The sequence below is a fragment of the Pantoea sp. X-Soil-ISGK-275 genome, from assembly GCF_059730795.1.
In genome coordinates, this window is the sequence record NZ_AP035976.1 from 1,966,943 (window position 1) to 1,984,894 (window position 17,952).

Sequence of the window (17,952 nt, forward strand, 5' to 3'; positions counted from 1 at the left end):
TTACGCGTGCAGCGGTAGCAGTAAAATCGCCAGCATCTGGCGCGCATTGGCGGGCAAATCGCCGCCGCCGGTATAGCCATTGTTCTCAACGATCACCGAATTCAACCCCACCAGCCAGTCATAGATGTAGTAAGCGGTATGATTGGCGGGTGCGGCCGACAGACGCGTTAAGCGCTGTCCCGGCGAGAAGCTCACGCTTGGCGCGGGCGGACGGGCAAAAATTGTCTGACCGCGATTGACGCGACTTTCAGGACGCTCGCTCTCCGGGCGCTGTAAAAAGCCCAGCCACGCGACAAAATCCCCCAGCACCGTCATGGCACGTGAAACCTGACGATCGGTACGCGCTTCGTGGGCGCTGGCCTGCGCATCCGGCTCATTCAGCGCGTTTTGCAGTTTGTTCAGCACCTTGAGACGGAAGCTGGCGGTAATCAACTCTTCCACCAGCATCTCCAGCGTCGGTTTATCGACGTTGAGCAGCGCCAGCAGGCTGCGGCTCTCCGGCAGCTGACGCAAATGCTCCAGCCACAGCGCAAACACCTGCTGCGGGAATTGCTGATCGCGCTGACCGCCCGAGCTACGCGGCTCAGCGGCGGCGACCGGCTCATCTTTAAACAGATCAAACTCAAAGCCGATGCCAAAATAGCTCTGCTCAGCGGCTGCGGTTTTGGCGCTATGTTGAGTATGAGTGCTGCTGCTCTGGCTGAGCCACAGCTGACGCACCGCTTCGCGCGACGGCTGCAAACGCTCCAGCAATTCGCCGTGCAAACCGGTGCGATGTTGCAAACATTTCAGCAGCGTATCGGAGATCGCCTGCTTGCGTGCCGCCTGTTCTGGCGTGGCGCTGGATTCGGTCCACGGCTGCAAACGTTCCACCAGCTTCTGCTGCAGCGCGCCGAGCTGCAGCGCCAGACGATCGCGACGCGCTTCCGGCTGCATCTCATCCTGCAACCAGCTGCCCATGCGATCGACGCCTGCGCGATCCAGTGCCAGCATCGATCCCCAACTCTGTCCCGGCTGGCCAATCTGCCGTTGTACTGATTCATCAACGTTAATCTGCTGCTGCTGATAGCGCGCATCATGCGGCGTGATCGCCCAAATCAGACGCGGCTTCTCACCGCTGGCGGCGATGGTTTGATGCATGTGCCACTCGCGCAGCGCGCTGGCGGCGACATCGGTATCCTGACGCTGACTGGCAGCGGTACAGATCAGCATCAAATCGATACCCTGACGCGCGGCGTACAGGCCCGGCAGCAGCGCACGTTTCTGTTCCAGCAGCGTGGCGCGCAGCGGATCGCGTTTGCGCAGCTGCGCCAGTTCATCCTGTTGGGCGCGATCGGCTGGCGTGCCCGGCGCGGGCAGCTCGAGCATATCCGCATCATCGTACAGCGCCTGACGCGGCGTGGAGCTGAGTGGCAAGGTGATCTCCAGCGTCAGCAGCGACAGCAATCCCAGCGGCACATGCTGCGCTTTCCCCACACGATTGGCGACGATCGGACACACTTCGATCATCTCCTGCCAGTCGGCATCGTTGCCAATCAGTTTTTCTGCCGGCAGCGCGGCGTCGTCCACCAGCACGTTGAGTGGCGCTAACACGCGCGGCGCATGGCGCAGCTGGTGACGCAAGTGCATCAGGCTACGCAGGCTTTCGTTCAGCGCGTTTTGCCCCGGCCACAGCAGGGCAAACAGCTGCACGCGATCGTCGACGTTGAGCCACGGTGCCAGCGCAATCGCCTGCGGCCAGAAGTGGCGATCGAGAATCTCGGCATGACGATGGTGCCGACGGCTCCACGCCCACAGCGTGATCAGCGCATCGCTGTCGAGGCCCGGCTGCGGTTCATCCTGCCGATGGCGCTGCAAACGCTGCAAGGCGGCATCGATTTGCGCCGTGTCGGGCTGAAGCTCGGTTTTGGCGCAGGCCAGCATCAGACGAATCAGTTCCACTTCGCTCAGCAGCGTCATCTCCAGCGGCCAGGCGTTGGATTGGGTTTCGCGCTGGTGGCTGAAGCGGGTAGCGATAGCGTAATCGAGATTGCCGGGATTGATGTTCTGGAAATAGTTCAGGGTTTTATCGCCGAGACGCGCGATAAGTTGGCCCTGCGCATCGCCGACCATCTCACTCAGCAGCCAGGCTTTGCCCGCCTGCGACTGACCAAACAGCGCCAACGTCACCGGACGCGCCAGCTGGCGCGCCAGGGCATGGCTTTCCACGCGCGCACGGCGCAGCTGCAGCGTCAGGGTTTCGGCTTCCAGCGCCAGACGCGGCGCGTGCGCCTGATGCGTTTCCACCCAGTTCAGCGCGCCATCCAGCGTTTCCTGCATCAGGCTCAGACGTTTCGCGGGCGTAACCGGCGAGGCTTTTTTGGCAGTTCTCATCGTTTGCAGACGCTCCCGCTGTCGATCCAATATTGCGCATTCGCGTTGCCGGTGGCGGAAAGCGTATTCAGTTTCAGACTCAGCTGCTCCAGCGGCACGCGCGTGCCGTCATCCATGCGTGCATCGCTTAACACTAAGCGTTCAGGGCCGAGATTATCCGGGCCCGGCTGCACCGCCAGTTTGATGCGCAGTACACTTTCGCCGGCAACCTGACGCGCCAGCGTCGGGTCGACAATGCTCAGGCTATACAGCGGCGATGCCGGCCAGCGATCGTTCTCCAGCTGGCGGAAACCCAGGCAAACGTTGCCGCGAATGCGGAAGCTGCTTTTGCGATCCAGCGCGAAACTGCTGCTGTCGAGGTCGATCTCGCTGTAGCACAAATTGTCGTCGCTGAGCGCCGAGGTCTCATCCAGCACGCCGAGATAACGAATGGTGGAGTATGGTTCGAAATCACCGGCGCGGAACCAGAAGCTGCTCAGGCGCAGATCGAGCGCCAGCAGGCACAGCATCGCGCCCACCGCGGCGGTGGATTTCGGATTATCAATACGGCCTTGCTTGTTGAACGGATACCAGTCGCTGGTGTGATAGCCTTCCAGCGACAAAATGCGGCTGCCCGGCAACGGTTGCAGATGGCGCACCAGCGCCTGAATGCCGGGGAAGCGTGACGGGCGACCGGTGAGCAGCAGCACATCGCACTGGTACAAAGACACCACTTCGCACATCGCGCGCAGCGCCGGAATAATCGCCATGCGGTGTTGCAGGAACTCGCCGTGCAGCTGCGCCATGCTGACAACCAGCGGCACCTCAAGCAGATCGAAACGGCTATCGCCGCCGAGCGTGCGCTGAATTTCACCGTTCACAAACGCCAGCACGCTGCTGGCCGGTTTTTGTGGCACCAGCTCGCCGAACAGCGCATTGATTTCGCTGTGGCTGTCGAGCGGATCCCAGTTTTCGTACTGCTCCAGCACCGCCTGCGCCAGCGGAATAAACAGCTGCAGCGTCACTTGCTGACGCAGCGTGGCCTGTCCGTCCATGCGGCTGTCGTGACCAAACAGCTTGTTCATCAGCGGTTCGGCCAGTTGCAAACCGGCTTTCTGCAAGCTCTGCTGCAATGCCGGCAGAATCCACAGCTGAATCACATCCAGCAGAATATCGTCCCCAGCAACTTTGAAGCCTTCGCGGAACAGCAAGCGCGGGGTGATTTTGACGTTGTTGCCCTGGCCATCATCGAGGCGATATTGGGTGATGGCTAAATCGGTGGTGCCGCCGCCGATATCAATCGAGGCGATGCGCAGGCTTTTACCCGGCAGCTCGTCGACTTCACGCGGACGATCCGGGCGCGCCATGCTGCTGAAGAAATCTTCTGCGCGACCGGCAAAGTTGACCTGAGTTTCGTTGAACAGCCACACCATTTGACCGCAGGTGGCTTCATCCCACTCCATCTGCACATCCGGCACCGGACGCAGGCTGTTTGCCTGGCTGGCGGCGGTGAACTCTTCTTCAGCTGGATGCCAGCCTTCGGCTTTCCACACCAGCGCGATGGCTTCCTGCATGCGGCGACGGAAAATCTCACGCTCCGGCTTCGGCATCGCCGACGGCAGCGTCAGAATCACATGACGCAGCTGACGCGGCGCCTGGCTTTGCGGCATGCGCTGGCGCTGCGCCACGCTGTTCATCTGCATCATCGCCTGCGCCAGCAGTTCGCACAGCATAAAGGTCATCAGCGAACTGCGGCTGTAGCTGGCGGAGAACACCGGCAGACGATCGTCTTCCGCCAGCGCGTGTAGCGGCTGGCCTTCGTCATTGATCAGTAAGGTGAACGGCAGCGCGGTGGCCTGCGACTCATCGCTGCTGCCGTTGGCGTTGAAGCGCCAGCCTGGCTGATAGCGCGCTTCATCCCACAAATAGCGGCGCGGGCTGGACAAACCGGTGCTGCCTTCGGTGCCGGCACGCAGCAGCGCCAGACGGCTGGCTTCACGGCCCACGCGCGTCAGCGACGGCCACATAAAGGCATTTTCACGGCCGCTCTCCAGCGAGAAGTTGGCCTTGCCGAAACGGGTTTCTGCAAATTCCAGACGGCTGTCGAACAGCTCGTTATAAACCTGATGCGGCTCGGAGAGATCGCGCAGCTGCAGCTCGTAGGTTTGACGCAGGCCGCTGCTCTCTTCGGCGTGATCTTCCACCAGAATGCCGCAGGTATGCGAGTTGCCGACGTCGAGAATGATATCGACGTTGACCGCCGGCGTTTGCAGCGACGTCGCCTGGATATAGATCTCCGCCAGATCGAGCTGTTCGCCCAGCAGTTCCAGCAGGTTGAGATAGTGCGCCTGATATTCGAACTCACGCAGCGCCTGGTTTAGCTCCTGCTCGCGACGCGATTCCAGCGCATGTACCTGCTGGCTAAAGGTTTCACGTAGCCAGCCATCGACCCACGTATGGTCGAGGAATTCGCCCAGCTCGTAGTTGTGCCAGGCAAGGGCGAAACTGACGCCGTTTTGCGCATCGGCTTTGCTTAAACCGTGCTGCTCGCCGCCATCTTGCTCTGACACAATGCGCGTATCAAAGGCGAGGGTGATGCGATGGGTGTTGCCTGCCGCATCGGGTTGCGCCAGCGGCGCCAGATGCAGACGCGCCCAGTTGTCCGGGCCGCCGATAAAACGACGTCCGCTGGTGCAACGCAGCACCGGCAGCGGCAGCCATTGATGAGCCAGCAGCTTCAGCGAGTCGGCCAGCGCGATATCCGTTTCCGGACGCACCACTTCCGCCGCGCCGCCATCTTCCGGATAGAGCAGGAACTTGCCGCTGTTGCCGTCGACGTTGAGGCGCAGCAGCGGGCCGTTGGCGGTTTGACGCACGAACTGGCGGCGAGCCTGCAACGCAGGTAAACGCAAACCGAAATCAAGAAACTGCACACCGCTATCTTCAATCAGCGTGATTTTCTGTTTGTCATCGATGAGGGGAGCCAACATGTTTACTTACTCTCACGCTTAATCGTCAACGGGAAGACCTGATCTGCGCCGTATTGCGCAGTACAGCTGGCGATGCCATCACCGGCTTTACACACCAATTCCGGCATGCGGTAACGCGATTTGTCGCTGCAGGTCGCAGTATAGCGGCTGCGCACTTCCATGCTGCCGGCGCTGGTCATCGCGGCGGTGACATCGGCTTTACAGCGGATGTTGTCGCCCTGGGTAATGGTGGCGGTGCCTTTGCCGTTGCGCATCTGATAGCGCAGGCTTGGCGGTTTGCCGGTCGGCAGATTGGTTTGACGCAAGGTCACGCGCCAGGTGCCATTGATAAATTTCACTGAGCCAACGCGCGCATCTTCTGTGGTCATCACCAAATCATCCGCTTTGGCCGGTTCGGTGTGTTCAGCAACCACCTCAGGCGGCGCGACAGGCGCAGCAACCGGTGCGGGGGCAGCAATGACGGTGGCGGCGGTTTGTGGCAGCGTGGCGGCAAGTTTTTCCGCTTTCACCATCACGGCCGGCGGCTTACTCACCGGCACAGGCACATCTGCAACGCTAATCGCAGCCGGTTGCGGTGCGCTGTGCAGCCAGAAGGCGACACCCGCAGCGACCACCGCCGCAACCGGCAACAGCAGCATCAGCGGACGCACGGTAAAGGCGCGACGTGGTGGCACGACAGGCTCCGGTTCAGGCGCGGGCTCAGGAATGACTTCGGCTGCTGGTTCTTCGACTTCAGGTTTCGGCTCGATCAGCGGTTCGGCAGCGGCAGGCGGCACGTCGATCAGCGGCGCAATTACTGGCGCGACCACCAGCGGAGCGGGTGCTGGCGGTTCCGGCAACAGCGGCGGCAGTTCATCTTCCAGTGAGTCACGCAGGCAGGCCAGCGCGTCATCACGCGAACGCGCCTGCGGATCGACAAAGCCCCAGAAGGTGATCACCGGTTTGCCATCCACCAGATAAACGTACTGCTGATCCGGGAACTGCAACGTCTTGCTCAGCAACGCACCAAACAAGCGCATCGCAGGATTCTCCGCGTCGCGCGCGCGCAGGCTCAGAGCCTGCAAATCCTGCTGGTTCAGCGTCAGCAGCTCCAGCGCTTGGCGGCGCTCGTGATCGCTGGCACCCAGCCAGGATTTTACTTTGCCATTAAACGGGGCGTACCAATCGAGGCGGTCACCGCGCTCGTTGACTTGCGGAATCGCGAGGCAATTGGCCAGCGTGGTTTGGCGGCGCAGGCGCAGGGTTTCACGGATTTGCAGCGCGGACGTCCAGACCGGCTGGCCGTTTTCACCCAGTGCCAGTACCGAATCCAGATTGCCGCTGCGCAGAAAAGTTTTTGCCACTCGTTGGGCCCTTATCGGTGGTTGTCTGAGGCAGAACAGTGTGTGTTTTTGGCGATGATAGTGATCTTAAGCCAAATGTTGCGAAATCAAACGGCTGATAAAGGGGGAAAAACAGGGCGTTTTTCCCGGGTGCGAGGGTGATCTGTTGAAATTTTAAGCGTGGCGTCGTGGGGAAAGAATCAAATAGGTCAGCATACCGCCGAGCAGTCCCCAAAAGGCGGAGCCGATGCCCAACAGTGAAATGCCGCTGGCGGTGATCAGGAATGCCACGATGGCGCTATCGCGCTGATCCGGCTCCGCTAAGGCGCGCTGCAAACTGCCGGACAGCGTAGCGAGTAGCGCCAAACCGGCCAGCGTGGCGATCAATATCGGCGGCAAGGCGCTCAGCATGATGGCGATCAATCCGCCGGTAAAGCCGGTCAGCAGATAGAACACGCCCGCCAATGCCGAGGCCATCCAGCGGCGCGCCGGATTGGGATCGACGTCGTCTCCCATACAAATGGCGGCGGTAATCGCGGCGATACACACGGAAAAACCGCCAAACGGCGACAGTACTAAGGCGATAAATCCGGTCCAGCCGGTCAGCGCCGAAACCGGCGGCTGATAACCGTGCGCCTGCAAGGTGGCGATGCCCGGCGCGTTTTGTGACGCCATGGTGACGAGAAAATAGGGCAAACCCACGCCAATCAGCGCTGCCAGATTAAATTGCGGCATGATGAATTCGGGACGACTGATCGCCAGCGCATGCGGCGGAAAGTGGATCGATTGCTGGCCCAGCGCCACCAGCACGCCGGCGATCAACGCCAGAATAATCGCGTAGCGCGGCAGCCAGCGACGGCTCAACAGCCACACCAGACACATGCTGCCGCACAGCGCGAAATTGCTCTGCAAGCCGCTAAAGGTGCCGATGCCAAACTTCAGCAGAATCCCGGCCAACATCGCCGCCGCCAGCGACTGCGGAATGTGATTCATCAGACGAGCAAACAGGCCGGTGACGCCGCACAACACAATCAGCAGGTTAGTCGCGACAAATACGCCAATCACTTCATTCAGCGTCAAACCCTGCACGCTGGTGGCGAGCAGGGCCGCGCCAGGCGTTGACCAGGCGGCGAGGATTGGCATGCGCGTCCACAGTGATAAGCCGAACGAGGCCAATCCCATACCGACGCCGAGCATCGACAGCCAGCCGCCAATCTGCTCCGGCGAAGCGCCCGCCGCCTGCGCCGCCTGAAAGATCAGCGCCGCCGTGCTGCTGTAGCCCACCAGCACGGCGATAAAACCAGAAATCAGCATCGGGAAAGAGAAAGCACTGCGTGTGGTGGCGGTCGTCATCAGATCACATCCGGTTGTGCGTTATAGCGCACACAGTGGCATGGAGCGTTATAGCGCACAAGTGTTACACTGCGCGCGAGCTTTTCGGGAGAACACATGGAAAATTTGCATCAACATTTGAGTCTGGCGCTGAAACAGCTGCGTCAGGCCAACGGCTGGAGCCTGACGCTGGCAGCGGATCGCACCGGCGTGAGCAAAGCGATGCTCGGCCAGATCGAGCGCGGCGAATCGAGCCCCACGGTGGCGACGCTGTGGAAAATCGCCACCGGCTTTAACGTGCCGTTTTCCTTCTTTGTGCAGGGCAGCGATCAACCGCCGGGCAGCGTGGCGACCTTCAGCCAGCCCAATGCACAGATGCAGGTTAAGCCGCTGCTACCGTACGATGCCAAACTGCGTTTTGATCTGCTGGAAGTGACGCTGGCGGGTGGCGCGCAGAGCGATTCATCGGCGCATGAAAGTGGAGTGATTGAGCAAGTGGTGGTGCTGGACGGCGAACTGCTGTTGGGTGTGGAAGGCACATGGCGGCGCTTGCTTGCGGGCGAAGCCAGTCAGTTTGCTGCCGATACGCCACACAGCTACCGCAATCCTTTCAGCACGCCGTTACGTTTTCACAGCTTGATCCATTATCTGCAGCGCCCCTAGGGTCGCCATTCATGGCGACCCCCTCATAACCCGGCACAATTACAAATTGATACGAAGGTAAACTACCCAGTTTGCCTTCGTATTTATATACTCGCGGCTCATCAGTAAGGAGAAGGTGCCATGAGCGACCTCAACAGCGCGGCGGCGTTACTGCGCAGCATCAATGGCAAACTGGCGCGTCGCCTGCGGGAATCGGCGCCGCCGGGCGATCTCACCTGGCCGCAGGTATCGGTACTCGGCTATCTGGTGCGGGATGGTGCCATGACGGTAACGGAATTGGCTACGCTGGAAGGTGTGCGCACGCAGTCGATGGGCGCCACCGTGGCCAGCTTGCAGACGCTGGGTATGGTGCAGGGCACCGCCGATCCGCTGGATGGCCGCAAAACCCGCTATCAACCCACCGATGCTTGCTTGAAACTGATCGCCGCCAACCGCGCACAACGTGATGACTGGTTGCTAAACAACATTGCGACGCAGTTGAACGCGCACGAACAGCAAACGCTGCTGGCCGCGATTCCCTTACTGCAACGACTTGCCGACCAATAATCCTGAGAGGACTCAACATGGCTTTAACTACCCTTGACGACAACACCGCGCTGATTGTAATTGACCTGCAGAACGGCATCGTTGCGCTGCCGGTCGCTCCGTTAGAGGCGCATGAAGTGATTGAGCGCTCAGCGCGTCTGGCTGATGCTTTCCGTGGGCAAAAGCGCCCGGTGGTGCTGGTCAACGTTGCGGGCGGCGCACCTGGCCGTAATGAGCAGCCGAAACACGGTGGCGATCTGCCTGCCGATTGGGCCACGTTGGTGCCGGACCTGGCGCAGCAGCGCGGTGATATCGCCATCACCAAAAAAACCTGGGGCGCATTCCACAACACCGATCTGCATGAGCAGCTGCAGCAGCGCGGCATCACGCAAGTGGTTATTTGCGGTATCGCCACCAGCATCGGTGTGGAATCCACGGCGCGTCAGGCGTATGAGTTGGGTTACAACGTCACGTTGGCAATCGATGCTATGACCTGCCTGAATGCCGAAACGCATAAAAACAGCGTCGAGCGCATCTTCCCACGCCTGGGCGAAACCGGCACCACCGATGATGTGCTGGCGTTGTTGAAGTAATTTTTCGTAGGGTCGCCATTTATGGTGACCGATATATAAAAAAGCCCCGCAATTTCTAGCAGGGCTTTTTTATTTCATATGATAACCGGGTTATTTACTGAAACGCGTAACTCACCGTCAGGCCCACGCTGTAATTGCGGCCCGGTGCCGGTTCGTAATAGCGGCCGTTGCTTTCATTGACGATCACCGAACCGATGTAGTTGCGGTCGAACAGGTTATCGACGCGGCCAAACAGATCCAGCGTCCAATTCTGGACCAGCCACTTATAACCGCTGTTTACGCCGACCACGGTGTAAGACGGCGCTTTCACATCGTTTTCATCATCCGCCGCGATATCGCTCAGATAGCGCACATCGGTTCCGGCATACCAGCCTTGATCGGGCGCGTAAGCCAATCCGGCGTAAGCCATGTTGCGGGCAATGCCGGGAATACGGTTGCCGTCGCAGCTTTCGGTGCCGCAGGCGTTAGAGCGATAGCGGGCATCCAGCAAGGTCCATGCGGCTTTGAAGCGCCAGCTTTCACCAAACTGCTGGTCGAGGCCGAGCTCCAATCCACGACGGCGGGTTTCACCGGCGTTTTTGTAACTGGTGCGGCCTTCAAAGCTGCTGTCGGAAACGATCTCGTTTTTGGTGTCGGTCTGGAAAATCGCCGCAGTTAACAGGCCATTGCCAATGCGTTTTTTACTGCCCAGTTCAACCGTTTCGCTGGTGGCGGGTTGCAGGTTGAGATTCAGTCCGGCTTGATCGGCGGCGCGATAGGACAACTCATTCAGCGTCGGCGTTTCGAAGCCGCGACCAGCAGAAACATAGGCATTCCAGCTGTTATCAATCGCGTAGTTCAGCGCAGCGGCAGGCAACCAGCGATGGTAGCGACGATTGCCGCTGTCATCCGGATCGGTTGAGGTGACGTAATAGTCATTCGAGTCGAAATTCACCGTACTGAAGCGCACGCCAGCATCCAGGGACAATTTATCGGTCAACTGCCATGCGGTTTGCAGATAAGGATCGAGGTTCCACATCAGGTTGCGTTCGTTACGACGCATCTCGCCCTGCACGCCCAGTTCGTCGCCGCTAAAGTTTTGATAACCTTTGCGCTTCTCGGTCGTGGTTTCATAGTCGAGGCCGCCAGTGAAAGTCACCGGAATGGTGAACAGCGCGTCGCGATGCGTCCAGCGGGTATCGATGCCCTGATAATGTCGGGACAGAGAAATGACGCCGCCGGGATAACCTGGGCGCAGCTGGGTAGCTTTAGGAATCGATTGATACTGCGTGGTTTCACGTTCACCGGCGTACATCATCACGCTCAGGTCGTCGTTTTCACTCATCTGGCGCTGATAATGCAGGCCCGCCTGGGTTTGATCGACAGTTTTACGCGCGTCGTACAAAGTCACGTTACTGGCGACCTGACGCGGATTTTCTTTCCACTGTTCGGCGGTTAAACCGCCCGGATCCTGCGCATCAACGTGAACGCTGTTGAACAGTAGCGTCAGGGTGCTGACATCATCAATGCGCACGCCGAGTTTGGCGTTGCCGAGATTCTTCTGCGCCGAGCTGTGATCGCGGAAGCCGTGCGTGGTAAAGCGTGAGGCGGAAACCGTGTAATTAACGTCGCCGGCTTGCGTACCGTCGCCGGTTGCGCCGCTGGCTTTAACACTGTTGCGCCAGCTGCCGTAACTGCCGTACCAGCTGCTGGCTTCCAGCGTGGTAGGTTGCTGCCCGGTTTCGGTTTCAACGTTAATCACGCCGCCCGACGAGTTGCCATACAGCGCTGAGAACGGGCCACGCAGCACGTCAATATGATCGATTGAGCCGATATCGATGTTAGAGGTTTGTCCCTGGCCGTCGGGCATGGTGGCTGGAATGCCGTCGACATACATGCGAATACCGCGCAGGCCGAAGGTGGAACGCGAACCAAAACCGCGTACCGAAATCTGCAAATCCTGCGCATAGTTCTGCCTATTCTGAATCTGCAAACCCGGCACGCTGCTGAGGTTTTCTGACAAATTGACGCGCGGTGCCGCATGGCGCATATCGTCGCCGGAAACCACGCTAACGGCTGCTGGCGTATCAAGTTCAGAAAGTCCGGATGCGGACGGCGCCGCGCTTACCACCATGGTGTTATTGGTCGCGTTCGCCGCCAGCGCTGAGACCGGCAACATCGCAGGCAGCATCAGCAACGAAGCCTGTCGCAGTAAAGCTATTTTCATTATGAAAGACCGTAAAAAGGGCGTGGAATGTACCGAATGGAACATTAATGGCGCGTATGTTAATCGTTTTATCATTTGTTTGAAAAGCGTTAATAGTATGACGGATTATTAATAATTGCGGTGTTGAAAATGTTTTTCCATCGCATCTCTGGCCTGGCTGCGTCAGGGAAATTCTGTCAGTCTGGCGGTTTTGTCTGAAAGCACAAAAGAGAGGGAATGATGAGTCAACAACCTGTTGTCGCGGTACTGGGATTGGGCGCGATGGGCCATGCGTTTGCCGCTAACCTGTTGAAAAAAGGCTTCACGGTACGCGGCTGGAACCGTACGCGTGCGAAAGGCGAAGATCTGCTGGATGCTGGCATCACGCTGGCCGATAGCGCCGGGCAAGCGGTAGAAGGCGCGGATGTGGTGATCGCCATGCTGGCCGACGGCGATACTACGCGGCAGGCGCTGAACGATGCCCGCTCCGCGCTCAAGCAGGGCGCGACGATTTGTCAGATGGGCACCATCGGCGTGGAAGCCACCGATCAACTGATCGCTGAATTCAAAAGCGCGCGTCCGGATGTAGTGTTTATCGATGCACCGGTTTCCGGCACCAAAGCGCCGGCCGAAAATGCGCAAATTCTGGTGATGGCCAGCGGCGATCAGAGCAAAGCGCAGGCCGCCGAGCAGGTGTTTGCGGCAATCGGTAAAGGCACGCAGTGGCTGGGCGAGGCGGGCGCTAGCTCGCGTATGAAGCTGGTGGTGAATAGCTGGTTGATTGGCCTGATGCAAAGCCTGGCAGAAAGTACCCGTCTGGCGGAAGAGTTTGGTTTCAGCACCGACGATCTGTGGAAAGTGCTGGATGGCGGTCCGCTGGCGGCACCGTACGCCAAAATGAAACTCGGCATGATCGCCAGCGGCGATTTCACGCCGCAGATGCATCTGGTGTGGGCGCTGAAAGACGCCAAACTGGCGCTGGATGCGGCAGGCGACAGCAAACTGCCGGCGCTGGAAAACATCGTGGATGTCTGGCAGCAAGCGGTGGACGCCGGTTACGGCGAGCAGGATCTGGCGGCGGTTTATCAATATCTAAAACGCTAACATGAGTGCGCGGCTCAACTTCGACTTCGCCCATCGTCCGCTGGTGCCCTATGCGCATGATTATGCGCATGGTGACGCGGAGCCGTGGCATCACCACGATTGCGCGCAGCTGATCCACACGCTGAGCGGCGTGGTGAAAGTGGAAACGCCGCACGGCAGCTGGATTGTGCCGCCGAGTCGCGGCGTCTGGCTGCCAGCGGGAACGCGCCACGCGCTGCACATCGTTGGCGCTGTAGCGGCGCGCACGCTGTTTGTTGATCCGCTGGCGCGCGCCGATCTGCCCGCCAGTTGTCAGGTGGTGCAGATTTCGCCGCTGCTGCGCGAGTTGATTGTCAGCGCGCTGCCGCTGCCGGATCAGTACGTTTCCGGCAGCCGCGCCGAGCGGATTTACGAGTTGATCCTCGATGAGATCCGCGTGATGGATGTGCTGCCGTTTGGCCTGCCGCTGCCGGAGAGCGAGCGGCTGCTGAGTTTGTGCCAGCACATCCAGCAAGCACCCGGCGAAAACTGGACGCTGGCCCGCGCGGCTACGCAACTTTGTGTGGCGGAACGCACGCTGGCGCGCCATTTCAGCCGCGAAACCGGTTTGCAGTTCAGCGATTGGGTGCGCCGCGCGCGATTGAGCGTGGCGTTAACCCGCTTAGCGCAAGGCGAAAGCGTGCTGACGGTGGCGCTCGATCTCGGTTACGACAGCCCGAGCGCCTTCAGTGCGATGTTTCGTCGCGTGCTCGGCGTTACGCCAGCGAACTACTTTCCTGCGGCAGAAAAGCGTGCGCTGCGTTGAGCAGCGCCTGCAATGAAGCGCGCGCCACATCGTTATCAATGCCCACGCCCCACGCGCGTTCACCGCGTGCGTTAATACAACTAATGTACGTCACCGAACGGCTGTCGCTGCGTTTGCCCAGCGTGTGTTCGTGATAATCCTCAATGGTGATGACGATGTCGTAGCGCTGACGCAGCGCGCTGACGGCGGCAGAGAGCAAGCCGTTACCTTTGCCTTCCAGCGTCACCGGCTGTGCGCCCTGTTGCAGTCGCGCTTTGAAGCGCGTTTCGCCTTTATCGTCGCTGTGACTTTCCGCTTCCAGTAAACGACGCGCGGGCTGGGTTAAGCCGTAATGCTGACAAAACAGCTGCCAGAGCGCATGGTGCGTCATCTCCTGACCGTGCTGGTCGGTTTGCTGCTGCACCAGGCGGCTGAAATCCTGCTGCAAGCCGCGCGGCAGTTGCAGGCCGTGATTCTGCTCCAGCAGCCACGCGGCGCCACCTTTGCCGGATTGACTGTTAACGCGGATCACCGCTTCGTAACTGCAACCGATATCCAGTGGATCGAGCGGCAGATACGGCATCTGCCACAGGGTTTCTTGACGCTCAGCGCGTTCGGCAAAGCCTTTGCGAATCGCATCCTGATGCGAACCGGAGAAGGCGGTAAACACCAGCTCACCGGCATATGGATGGCGCGGATGCACCGGCAGCTGGTTGCAGCGCGTCACCACTTCCAGCACCTGCTGGATATCGCTGAAGTCAAGTTGCGGCGCCACGCCTTGGGTGTAGAGATTGAGCGCCAGCGTGACGATATCGACGTTGCCGGTGCGCTCGCCGTTGCCGAACAAACAGCCTTCGACGCGATCGGCACCCGCCAGCAGCGCCAGCTCGGCGCAGGCGATGCCGGTACCGCGATCGTTATGCGGATGCACGCTGATCGACACCTGCGATCGCTGGCTGAAGTGGCGACAGAAGTACTCAATCTGATCGGCATAGACGTTCGGCGTATTCACTTCGACGGTTGCGGGCAGGTTAATGATCATCGGACGCGCCGGGCCCGGCTGCCAAATCGCCGCCACCGCTTCGCAAATCTCCAGCGCAAACTCCGGTTCGGTAAAGCAGAAGGTTTCTGGCGAATATTCGAAAGTCCACGCGGTATCCTGTTGCGTTTCGCAGCGGGCGCGAATTTGCCTCGCACCGGCGCAGGCCAGTTCAATAATCTCGGCTTTGCTCTGACGGAACACGCGCTCGCGGAACAGCGGCGCGGTGGCGTTGTACAGGTGAATAATGGCGTTCGGTGCGCCACGCAGCGCCTCAAAGGTACGATCGATCAGGTCGCTGCGCGCCTGGGTCAGCACCTGAATCGCCACATCGTCTGGAATATGGTTTTGATCAATCAGCAAACGGACAAAATCAAAATCGGTCTGCGATGCCGCCGGGAATGCCACCTCAATCTCCCTGAAGCCACAGCGCAGCAGCAGTTGCCAAAACTCCAGCTTGCGCGCGCTGTCCATCGGCGTCGCCAGCGCCTGATTGCCATCGCGTAAATCGGTAGAAAGCCAGCGCGGTGCCTGCGTCAGCTGGCGCGATGGCCACTGACGATCGGGTAAGTCGATGACCTGAAACGGACGGTATTTTGCAGCGGGTTGCATGAGCATAACGATCTCCTTGTGATGTTGTATTCAGTCTCACCCAGCAGCACGCGGTGCGGCTCGCGCATTGCTGACAACCCTACGCGCAAAAGTGACAACCTTTATGCGCCACGCGGCATATCTCATGCGAAATCGGCATCGGTCATTTGGCGCGTACGGGTTAGGCTGGGGTTTTGCGCGAAGGGATAAAACACAATGAAAAGAGCAGCTTTGGCACTATTGATCGTGGCAGCGAGCAGCGCGGCAGCGGCAGAACCCGTGACGCTGCGCATTGCCGATCAGAAGGGAAATATGCACGCGGAAATGGCCGCGGCGCAGCAGTTGAGCAACCTCAATTATAAAATCGAATGGGCCGAATTCCCGGCGGCGGCACCGCTGGCGGAAGCGCTGAATGCCGGTGCGGTAGATGCCGGTATTATCGGTGATGCGCCGCTGCTGTTCTCGCTAGCGGCCGGTTCGCAGGTGAAAGCGGTGGCGGTGAGCAAATCGGTACCCGAAGGTTTGGCGGTGCTGGTTAGCCCGGATTCGCCCATCAAAACCGTTGCCGAGCTGAAGGGCAAAAATATCGCCACCGGACGCGGATCGATTGGCCACTTTGAGGCGCTCAAAGCGCTGGAGCAGGCGGGCGTCAGCGATAAAGACGTCAAATGGCGCTTCTTAACGCCGGCGGATGCGCGCATTGCGCTGGCTAACGGTTCGGTGGATGCCTGGTCAACGTGGGATCCTTATACCGCGCTGGCGGAAGTGACAAATACCGGACGTGTGCTGGTGAACGGCGTTGGCTTGTCCAGCGGCAACAGCTTCCTCGCCGCTACCGACGCCGCGTTGCAAGATAAGGCGAAACGCGCGGCGCTGCAGGATTACGTCAATCGTTTAGCGGCTGCCGATCGTTGGGCCAACAGCCATGTCGATGAGTACTCCACCACACTGGCGAAAATCATCGGCTTCCCGAAAGATGCGGCGGCGAAATCCTTCTCACGGCGCAAATCGCACTGGCAGAGCATTAATGATGCCACCATCGCTCAACAGCAGGAGACCGCCGATTTCTACCAGAAATACGGTTTAATTCAAAAACATCTGGATGTGAAACCAACCTTCTATCACGGCTTAAAGGTTGCGCAGAACTAACCCTTTGTGCGCCCGTATTTGGCGAAACAGCAGCGCGCGCGTAGCATGGCGGCATGTTGTTTCGTCAAGATCCCCCTATGTTGCTAAAAACCTTCGACGGTCATAACGACCTGCTTCTCAATCTGTGGCTGCACCATCGCGATGATCCGGCGCAGGCATTTTTTCACGGCATCGAAAAGGGCCACCTTGATTTTCCGCGCATGCAGCAGGGCGGTTTTGCCGGTGGACTGTTCGCGATGTTCGTGCCGCCACCGCGTTATGTCAAAGAAGTTGCGCCGCAGCGGGCGGAGGAGAATCTCGATCCGCTGGCGATTCTCTGGCAGCAGCTCGACATCCTGAAAGCGCTGGCGGCGCAATCTGACGGGCGCGCGCGTTTATGCCTCAGCGCCTCAGATATTGCCGCCTGTCGCGCGGACGGCATGCTGGCGCTGGTGGCGCACATTGAAGGCGCAGACGGGTTTGATGGTGATGGCGTCGCGCTTGATGCGTTTTACAAAGCGGGCGTGCGCAGCATCGGGCCGTTCTGGAATCTGCCTAATCGCTTTGGCGAAGGCGTCAGTGGATCATTCCCCAGCTCGCCGGACACAGGACCGGGCTTGACCGAACAAGGCGAGCAATTGATCGCCGCAGCCAACCGCCTTCGCATGTTGATCGATATGTCGCACATGAACGAGAAAGCCTTCTGGGACACCGCGCGCCTGTCAACAGCACCGCTGGTGGCAACGCACTCCAATGCGCATGCGCTCTGCGCGCAGCCGCGCAATCTTACTGACGATCAGCTGCGCGCCATTCGCGACAGCGGCGGCGTGGTGGGTGTGAATTTAGGCAATGCGTTCCTGCGCAGCGATGGAAAACGCGATAGCGACACCGCATTGATCGAAATTGTTAAACATGTTGAGCACCTGATCGCGATAATGGGCCGCGATCATGTGGCGCTGGGCTCCGATTTTGATGGCATCAGCGTGCCTGATGCGCTGAAAGATGTCAGCGGATTACCGCATCTTTATGCGTTGTTGCGTTCGTTCGACTACGATCAAACAGCACTTGAGCAGCTCGCATGGGGCAACTGGCAGCGCGTGTTGCAACAAATTTGGCAGGATTAACACAATTCCCTTACCGAATCAGGGTTGATCTGCTCGCTACATTGGCGCAACATCTGCGCGCGTACGGATTGCGATGTGATCCAAGTCACAACCGCAATTCACTTCAGCAGAGATTTCTCTGCGTTTTAGCTTTAAGAGGAAGACCGTTATGTGGAAAAAACCTGCGTTTATTGACCTGCGTCTGGGCCTGGAAGTGACTCTGTACATCTCCAACCGCTAAGACTTCTGCCCGCCGTTCGTG

Annotated in this window: 14 protein-coding genes; 8 read left to right on the forward strand and 6 right to left on the reverse strand. The window is 59.4% G+C overall.

Annotated features, from left to right (window positions below):
* The 4 genes from AC6I8A_RS09195 to AC6I8A_RS09210 all read right to left on the reverse strand — a co-directional run bounded on the left by AC6I8A_RS09195 (position 1) and on the right by AC6I8A_RS09210 (position 8,017).
* Positions 1–2,373, reverse strand: coding sequence for a virulence factor SrfC family protein (locus AC6I8A_RS09195; protein WP_497818341.1), 2,373 nt, complete (start codon positions 2,371–2,373; stop codon positions 1–3).
* Entirely contained in the window at positions 2,370–5,342 is a 2,973-nt protein-coding gene (locus AC6I8A_RS09200) for a virulence factor SrfB (RefSeq protein ID WP_497818342.1), read from the reverse strand. Before AC6I8A_RS09200 ends, AC6I8A_RS09195 begins: the two co-directional genes overlap by 4 nt.
* Positions 5,343–5,344: 2 nt before the next feature.
* On the reverse strand, positions 5,345–6,685 hold the full coding sequence (locus tag AC6I8A_RS09205; RefSeq protein ID WP_497818343.1) for an SrfA family protein: 1,341 nt from the start codon (positions 6,683–6,685) through the stop codon (positions 5,345–5,347).
* A 153-nt stretch (positions 6,686–6,838) separates the two neighbouring features.
* The gene (locus tag AC6I8A_RS09210) at positions 6,839–8,017 is read right to left on the reverse strand and encodes a benzoate/H(+) symporter BenE family transporter (protein ID WP_497818344.1); all 1,179 of its coding nucleotides are present in this window, start codon (positions 8,015–8,017) and stop codon (positions 6,839–6,841) included.
* Positions 8,018–8,113: 96 nt separating this feature from the next.
* Here AC6I8A_RS09210 and AC6I8A_RS09215 point away from each other — a divergent pair, with 96 nt between their 5' ends.
* The 3 genes from AC6I8A_RS09215 (at position 8,114) to AC6I8A_RS09225 (ending at position 9,777) form a co-directional block, all read left to right on the forward strand.
* Positions 8,114–8,659, forward strand: a complete 546-nt coding sequence (locus tag AC6I8A_RS09215) for a helix-turn-helix domain-containing protein (RefSeq protein ID WP_497818345.1) — start codon at positions 8,114–8,116, stop codon at positions 8,657–8,659.
* Positions 8,660–8,779: 120 nt separating this feature from the next.
* A complete protein-coding gene (locus AC6I8A_RS09220; protein WP_497818346.1) occupies positions 8,780–9,205 on the forward strand; it encodes a MarR family winged helix-turn-helix transcriptional regulator in 426 nt (141 codons plus the stop codon).
* Positions 9,206–9,222: 17 nt separating this feature from the next.
* Positions 9,223–9,777 carry an isochorismatase family protein gene (locus tag AC6I8A_RS09225; protein ID WP_479487000.1) on the forward strand — a complete coding sequence of 185 codons (555 nt, stop codon included), beginning with the start codon at positions 9,223–9,225 and terminating at the stop codon, positions 9,775–9,777.
* Between the two features lie 94 nt (positions 9,778–9,871).
* Here AC6I8A_RS09225 and pqqU read toward each other — a convergent pair whose 3' ends face one another.
* Positions 9,872–11,983: a TonB-dependent receptor PqqU gene (gene pqqU, locus AC6I8A_RS09230; RefSeq protein WP_497818347.1), complete on the reverse strand. Its 2,112-nt coding sequence runs from the start codon at positions 11,981–11,983 to the stop codon at positions 9,872–9,874.
* A gap of 219 nt (positions 11,984–12,202) precedes the next feature.
* On the opposite strand from pqqU, the gene AC6I8A_RS09235 reads away from it, so the two are divergent.
* Complete coding sequence (locus AC6I8A_RS09235; protein WP_256698404.1) at positions 12,203–13,066, forward strand: NAD(P)-dependent oxidoreductase; 864 nt, start codon at positions 12,203–12,205, stop codon at positions 13,064–13,066.
* A 1-nt stretch (position 13,067) separates the two neighbouring features.
* Positions 13,068–13,850, forward strand: a complete 783-nt coding sequence (locus AC6I8A_RS09240) for an AraC family transcriptional regulator (protein WP_293794586.1) — start codon at positions 13,068–13,070, stop codon at positions 13,848–13,850.
* On the opposite strand, the gene leuA is transcribed toward AC6I8A_RS09240, so the two are convergent.
* Positions 13,801–15,486 carry a 2-isopropylmalate synthase gene (gene leuA / locus AC6I8A_RS09245; RefSeq protein WP_497818348.1) on the reverse strand — a complete coding sequence of 562 codons (1,686 nt, stop codon included), beginning with the start codon at positions 15,484–15,486 and terminating at the stop codon, positions 13,801–13,803. The two genes, AC6I8A_RS09240 and leuA, sit on opposite strands and share 50 nt — an antisense overlap.
* Positions 15,487–15,675: 189 nt before the next feature.
* On the opposite strand from leuA, the gene AC6I8A_RS09250 reads away from it, so the two are divergent.
* The 3 genes from AC6I8A_RS09250 (at position 15,676) to pqqA (ending at position 17,931) form a co-directional block, all read left to right on the forward strand.
* Positions 15,676–16,608, forward strand: coding sequence for an ABC transporter substrate-binding protein (locus AC6I8A_RS09250; RefSeq protein ID WP_497818349.1), 933 nt, complete (start codon positions 15,676–15,678; stop codon positions 16,606–16,608).
* 77 nt (positions 16,609–16,685) lie between these two features.
* A complete protein-coding gene (locus AC6I8A_RS09255; RefSeq protein WP_497818350.1) occupies positions 16,686–17,711 on the forward strand; it encodes a dipeptidase in 1,026 nt (341 codons plus the stop codon).
* 148 nt (positions 17,712–17,859) lie between these two features.
* Positions 17,860–17,931, forward strand: coding sequence for a pyrroloquinoline quinone precursor peptide PqqA (gene pqqA, locus AC6I8A_RS09260; protein WP_002905689.1), 72 nt, complete (start codon positions 17,860–17,862; stop codon positions 17,929–17,931).
* The last annotated feature ends 21 nt before the right edge of the window (positions 17,932–17,952 follow it).